This is a genomic window from Yoonia sp., from assembly GCF_036007805.1.
Taxonomy (GTDB): Bacteria; Pseudomonadota; Alphaproteobacteria; order Rhodobacterales; family Rhodobacteraceae; genus Yoonia.
Genome location: NZ_DASYOK010000055.1, coordinates 1 through 5,260, shown reverse-complemented (window position 1 = coordinate 5,260; position 5,260 = coordinate 1). Strand labels below are relative to the sequence as shown.

Here is a 5,260-nt window from a genome sequence, read left to right as displayed (position 1 = left end):
GTGATCAGCTTTGCCGCATCGCCCGCTTGCGGGATCATGCCGTCGCCTGCGGGCAATGGCACGGTCGTCACGCCCGACATATCCAGCCACATGCGATGATTGAAGTAGTAGGGGACAGGGACAATGACCTCATCGCCCTCGGTGCAGAGTGTTGCGATCGCGGCGGCAAAGGCCTGATTGCAGCCTGATGTGATCGCGACCTGATCGGGGGTGACTGTCCCGCCATAACTGGTGCTCCACTGTGCGGCGACTTCCGCGCGCAGCGCGGGCAGGCCAAGAACAGGCCCGTAAAGATGCGCATCGGCATCGTTCAGCACAATGTCCGCCATCGCTTCGCGCAAGGGCGCGGGGGGCGGATCAACAGGGGCTGCTTGACTGACGTTCAAAAGCGGGCGGTCGGCGGGATGGGTGACACCCGCAAGCCAGCGCCGCGCCTCCATGACAGGAGGAGGAAAGGTGTTTGACGTGCGGCTGTCAGGCATGGTTCACCAAGGCTGGGCGGTGGCACACGGTTGAGATGGCGGATGCCTCCGGCGGGGATATTTTCGGGCCAGTAATAATGCGGGATCAATCCTTGCCGCGGTAGGGTTCGACATATTGCAAGGCCATGTCCCATGGAAAGAAAATCCATGTGTCCTGGCTGACTTCGGTAATGAAAGTGTCAACCTGCGGGCGGCCTTTGGGCTTGGCATAGACCGTGGCGAAATGCGCCTGCGGGTACATTTTGCGCACCAGTTCAAGGGTTTTGCCGCTATCCACCAGATCATCAATGATCAGGATACCGGTGCCATCACCCATCAGTTCCGCATCGGGGGCTTTCAGAACGCTGGCTTCGGATTGATCCTGATGGTCATAGCTTTTGACGCTGATGGTATCGACGGTGCGAATATCCAGCTCGCGCGCGGCAATCATCGCGGGGGCCATGCCGCCGCGTGTGATGGCAACAACAGCGCGCCAAGCCCCATCATCCGGGCCCCGTCCATCCAGCCGCCACGCCAAGGCACGGCTGTCACGGTGGATCTGGTCCCAGCTGATGTGGAAACCTTTTTCATGTGGCAAACGGTCGGTCATAACGCGCGGTCCTATTCTTTGGTAATGTCAGGAGCATCAACGGCCTTCATGCCGACAACATGATAGCCCGCATCAACGTGCAGGACTTCACCCGTCACTGCACTGCTCAGATCGGAGAGAAGATAGAGTGCGGAATTGCCCACTTCCTCTTGTGTCACGGTGCGGCGCAGAGGCGAGTTATACTCGTTCCATTTCATGATCAGACGGAAATCGCCAATGCCGGAAGCTGCAAGCGTTTTGATCGTTCCCGCGCTGATTGCATTGACGCGAATCCTGTCCTTCCCAAGATCCTCGGCCAGGTAGCGGACCGAAGCCTCAAGTGCGGCCTTAGCGACCCCCATCACGTTGTAATGTGGCATCACTTTTTCTGCGCCATAATATGTCAGCGTCAGGCAGGACCCGCCATCTGTCATCATTTTTTCGGCACGCTGTACAACGGCGGTGAAGGAATAGACCGAGATATCCATGGATGTCAGAAAGTTGCCGCGTGTGGTGTCAACATAACGGCCGCGCAATTCGTTTTTATCGGAAAAACCAATGGCATGCACGATGAAGTCCAACTTACCCCAGCGCTCCTCCAATGCTGCAAAAAGCGCGTCAATCGAGCCTTCATCACCCACGTCACAAGGCAACACGATGTCCGAACCAACCGAAGCCGCAAGCGGATCGACACGCTTTTTCAGCGCTTCGCCCTGATATGAAAACGCAAGTTCCGCGCCGGCATCCGCACAGGCTTTGGCAATGCCCCAGGCAATCGATTTGTCGTTGGCAAGGCCCATGATCAGGCCACGTTTGCCTTTCATCAGTTCCGATGTCATTGCGCGAATTCCTTTGTTGTTTGCCTCTGGCTTACAGTTCGTTTAGGCGATTGCGCGCGGGCCAGCAAGTATCTGAACACTGATGCAAAATGCTTGCCACTTTTCCTATTTCCCCATAGCGTGGTGACGGGGGTTTTGTTTGGGGATCAGCTATGTCTGACCGTGACGGCATTTTTGCGGGCGCAGACCCGTTTGTTATTGCGCAGGAATGGCTTGACGCGGCGTCTGAAACGGAACCCAATGATCCGAACGCGATAGCTCTGTCCTCAGTTGATCACACTGGTATGCCGAACGTGCGCATGGTGCTTTTGAAAGAGATCGAAGTAGACGCGTTTGTATTCTACACTAATTATGAAAGCCAGAAGGCGCAGGAAATCGCGCAATCTGGCAAGGCCGCGTTCGTTTTGCATTGGAAATCACTCGCCAGGCAGATACGGGTGCGGGGGCTTGTCTCGAAAGAGGATGGCCCAATCGCTGATGACTATTACAAGTCGCGTTCTCTCAAGAGCCGAATTGGAGCATGGGCATCACAACAGTCTCGTCCTTTGGCGTCGCGTGCGTCGCTGATGGCCGAGGTTGCAAAAGTAACGATACAAAAAGGTGCGGACCCGGAACGGCCACCTTTTTGGGGCGGTTTCCGGATTGTGCCTCTGGAGATCGAGTTTTGGTCTGATGGCGCGTTTCGTTTGCACGATCGGTTTCGGTGGTCGCGCAGTGAAGTTGACCAAGATTGGGAGATAACCCGGCTGTCACCATAATGTCTTATGTGAAGGCTTATGGGCTGGTCTGGTTAACTCGACGTCTTGGTTGGGGCGATAGACAAATACGGATAGCGGCAAGGCGATTGCCGCTGTTCAAAAGGAAGACATGATGGAAACGCAGGATACCGGTACACCGCGTAAGGTACTGGGCCAGGTGAAATGGTTCGATCCCACCAAGGGATTTGGGTTTGTGATCTCTGAAGAGGGCGGACCTGATATTTTGCTGCATGCGAATGTGTTGCGCAATTTCGGTCAGGGGTCTGTTGTAGACGGCTCCGAGATTGCGATTATGGTGCAGGATACCCAGCGTGGATTGCAAGCAACGGAAGTGCTTTCAATCACACCGCCGGCCAGCGAAGAAGCACTCCCGCTGCGCGATATGGTCGAGTTTACGGCCGAAGATATTGCCAGTCGGCCCATCGAGCCCGCGCGGGTCAAGTGGTTTGACAAGGGCAAAGGCTTTGGCTTTGCGAACGTGTTTGGCAATAGCGAAGATGTTTTTGTGCATGTCGAGGTGTTGCGCCGCTCTGGTCTGTCCGATCTGCAATCAGGCGAGGCAGTTGGCCTGCGCATGGTAGATGGCGAACGTGGCCGCATGGCCATTGAAGTCATCGGCTGGGAGGCCGCTGCCAAGTGAAGCTAGCCAGTTTTGTGGGGGTGCTCATTGTGGCGGCTGTGCCACTTTGGGCAACATGTGCCGATGACCGTCTCACGATCAGGGGTGATTTTGGTCAGGTGACCTTTTCCATTGATGTCGCTGATGATGCGCGTGAACGCGCACAGGGGCTTATGTTTGTGGAAGAGATGCCTTTGCTCTCGGGGATGCTCTTTATCTACGAGCAGCCCCAGAATGTGAGCTTCTGGATGAAGAACACGCTGATTCCCCTCGATATGCTGTTTGCCAGCCCGACGGGTGAAATCCTGCACATCCATGAAAACGCGATTCCCGGAGACACGACATCGATCTCGGGGGGCGAGGGTGTGCAGATGGTTTTGGAGATCAATGGTGGTCTTTCCACGCGTTTGGGCATCGCTGCAGGCGACGTGATGCAGCACCCCAGCTTTGGGGCGGACGCTATTTTGCCTTGTGCGGAAAACGAGGGAAATTAGGGCTTTTCAAATCAGTTTCGGGGGGCTAAAGACACGCCATGGTTCGGGGCGTAGCGCAGCCTGGTAGCGCATCTGTTTTGGGAACAGAGGGTCGGGAGTTCGAATCTCTCCGCCCCGACCACTTTTCACAAGAAGTTTGTACCGGAAGAGTCGCCTTGTTCCGCTGTTATGTGCGGATGAATTTTCCGATTATTTGCGCTTATGTTGATGCAGAACGGTCTGCGTTAACATCTGCCCCGTAAAGAACAGTGCGGCGGCCAAGTAGATACGGTATGATTGCGTATCCGCGTGCCAAGCTAAACATGCCTTTCCCAATCACTTCGCGTGCATTCCTGCGGCCAAGCAACAGAAGACCGATTCCAACGAGACACCAACCTGTTCCATAGACGATGGCTCTGTTCGAACGCAGCAACAAATTGAGTGGCGTTAATGAAGAAGATTCATCGGGAGATGCTTTGCTGTGCAAGGCCATGGCGTGGTAGCGGGTGACCTGAGCAGCGATCCTGCGTTTGAAATGATGAGAGAAGGTAGTTCTTTTGCCATTCACCTCTTCCGTCGCGACAGCATGGGGCCAATACTTCGCTCTAAGGCCATACAGATTTTTGGCGCGTAACATGAACTCGTAGTCTTCGCCGCCGCTTTCATTGAACCCCATCGCAAATCGCAATCCGGGTCCGTGGTCAGGATCAAAAACGCATTTGCTGATGGCAAAATTTGCAGTTGAGAAAATGCGAGTGTCAGAACCTGGGGGTAAATCCTCAATCTGACGGCGTTCTACAAACGGGCTTGTTGCTTCGTCGTAGATGATCTGTTTTGCGGCAACGATGATCGCAGCATCAAGAGTTTCGAAAGCAATGATGAATTGTGCCAGCCAGTCGGGGGCAACCCATTCATCATCATCGACACCGATCAGCCAGTCGGCCCCGGCCAGCGTGGCCGCGTCCAAGATGCGGTTACGCGCATTGACCAGTCCGACCTTACTTTCATGGACAAGCGTGACATTGAATTTTTCAGGAAGTTGTAAGATCTCCAGCGTTACCGCCGGTTCGTCGTTGTTATCGACGATCACAACATCGACATCGTAGTTTGGAGGGATTGGCTGTTCCCAAATACTCTCCAAAAGGCGACGCAGCAGCGCATTGCGCTGCCGCGTGCAAATTCCGATTACGATACGCTGTTTAGGGGGCTTTGATGCCACATTTATTCCTGCTCAGCCTTACGTCATCGACACCGCAAGCTTACAACAAGCTGCTTTCTTCTTCCTCATCATCGTCACTGGAGGCAACAGCAACACCGATCAGAACTGCGATGATCGCTGCGGGGATAACCCAGCTTGGAAGGCTTGATTCTGCTGCAACAGGATCTGCCATCGGTACAGTTTCAGTGATCGCATCGGCCAGGCCGCCTGCGTAAGCGGATACGCCTGCAACAAGCAGTGCGCCCAGAATGATCCAGAATTTGTTCATTGATTTTCTCCCAATCAATAGTGTTTTTTCGAAA

8 protein-coding genes and 1 tRNA gene are annotated in these 5,260 nt (G+C 54.6%); 4 read left to right on the top strand and 5 right to left on the bottom strand.

Going from position 1 to position 5,260, the window contains the following annotated elements; genetic code table 11:
* The 3 genes from VGP75_RS03220 to fabI form a co-directional block, all read right to left on the bottom strand.
* A partial coding sequence (locus VGP75_RS03220) for an aminotransferase class I/II-fold pyridoxal phosphate-dependent enzyme (protein WP_327542280.1) occupies positions 1-482 on the bottom strand: 482 nt, incomplete at its 3' end.
* Between the two features lie 85 nt (positions 483-567).
* Entirely contained in the window at positions 568-1,071 is a 504-nt protein-coding gene (gpt, locus tag VGP75_RS03215) for a xanthine phosphoribosyltransferase (RefSeq protein ID WP_327542279.1), read from the bottom strand.
* Positions 1,072-1,082: 11 nt separating this feature from the next.
* A complete protein-coding gene (gene fabI / locus VGP75_RS03210; RefSeq protein WP_327542278.1) occupies positions 1,083-1,889 on the bottom strand; it encodes an enoyl-ACP reductase FabI in 807 nt (268 codons plus the stop codon).
* A 152-nt stretch (positions 1,890-2,041) separates the two neighbouring features.
* On the opposite strand from fabI, the gene pdxH reads away from it, so the two are divergent.
* From pdxH to VGP75_RS03190, 4 genes are all read left to right on the top strand, one after another.
* Complete coding sequence (pdxH, locus tag VGP75_RS03205) at positions 2,042-2,647, top strand: pyridoxamine 5'-phosphate oxidase (RefSeq protein WP_327542277.1); 606 nt, start codon at positions 2,042-2,044, stop codon at positions 2,645-2,647.
* A 112-nt stretch (positions 2,648-2,759) separates the two neighbouring features.
* Positions 2,760-3,287 (top strand): cold-shock protein, encoded by a 528-nt coding sequence (locus tag VGP75_RS03200; RefSeq protein ID WP_327542276.1) that lies wholly within the window; start codon positions 2,760-2,762, stop codon positions 3,285-3,287.
* Positions 3,284-3,760 carry a DUF192 domain-containing protein gene (locus tag VGP75_RS03195; RefSeq protein ID WP_327542275.1) on the top strand — a complete coding sequence of 159 codons (477 nt, stop codon included), beginning with the start codon at positions 3,284-3,286 and terminating at the stop codon, positions 3,758-3,760. The genes VGP75_RS03200 and VGP75_RS03195 overlap by 4 nt, the downstream gene beginning before the upstream one ends.
* 44 nt (positions 3,761-3,804) lie before the next feature.
* Positions 3,805-3,881, top strand: a tRNA-Pro gene (locus VGP75_RS03190).
* A gap of 78 nt (positions 3,882-3,959) precedes the next feature.
* On the opposite strand, the gene VGP75_RS03185 is transcribed toward VGP75_RS03190, so the two are convergent.
* The gene (locus VGP75_RS03185; RefSeq protein ID WP_327542274.1) at positions 3,960-4,958 is read right to left on the bottom strand and encodes a glycosyltransferase family 2 protein; all 999 of its coding nucleotides are present in this window, start codon (positions 4,956-4,958) and stop codon (positions 3,960-3,962) included.
* Between the two features lie 40 nt (positions 4,959-4,998).
* Positions 4,999-5,260 (bottom strand): hypothetical protein (locus VGP75_RS03180; protein ID WP_327542273.1); only part of this gene is annotated, 262 nt, incomplete at its 5' end.

Coding starts and splice junctions, on each gene's coding strand:
- gpt (WP_327542279.1), bottom strand. CDS start 1,071: ATGACCGACCGTTTGCCACATGAAAAAGGTTTCCACATCAGCTGGGAC.
- fabI (WP_327542278.1), bottom strand. CDS start 1,889: ATGACATCGGAACTGATGAAAGGCAAACGTGGCCTGATCATGGGCCTT.
- pdxH (WP_327542277.1), top strand. CDS start 2,042: ATGTCTGACCGTGACGGCATTTTTGCGGGCGCAGACCCGTTTGTTATT.
- VGP75_RS03200 (WP_327542276.1), top strand. CDS start 2,760: ATGGAAACGCAGGATACCGGTACACCGCGTAAGGTACTGGGCCAGGTG.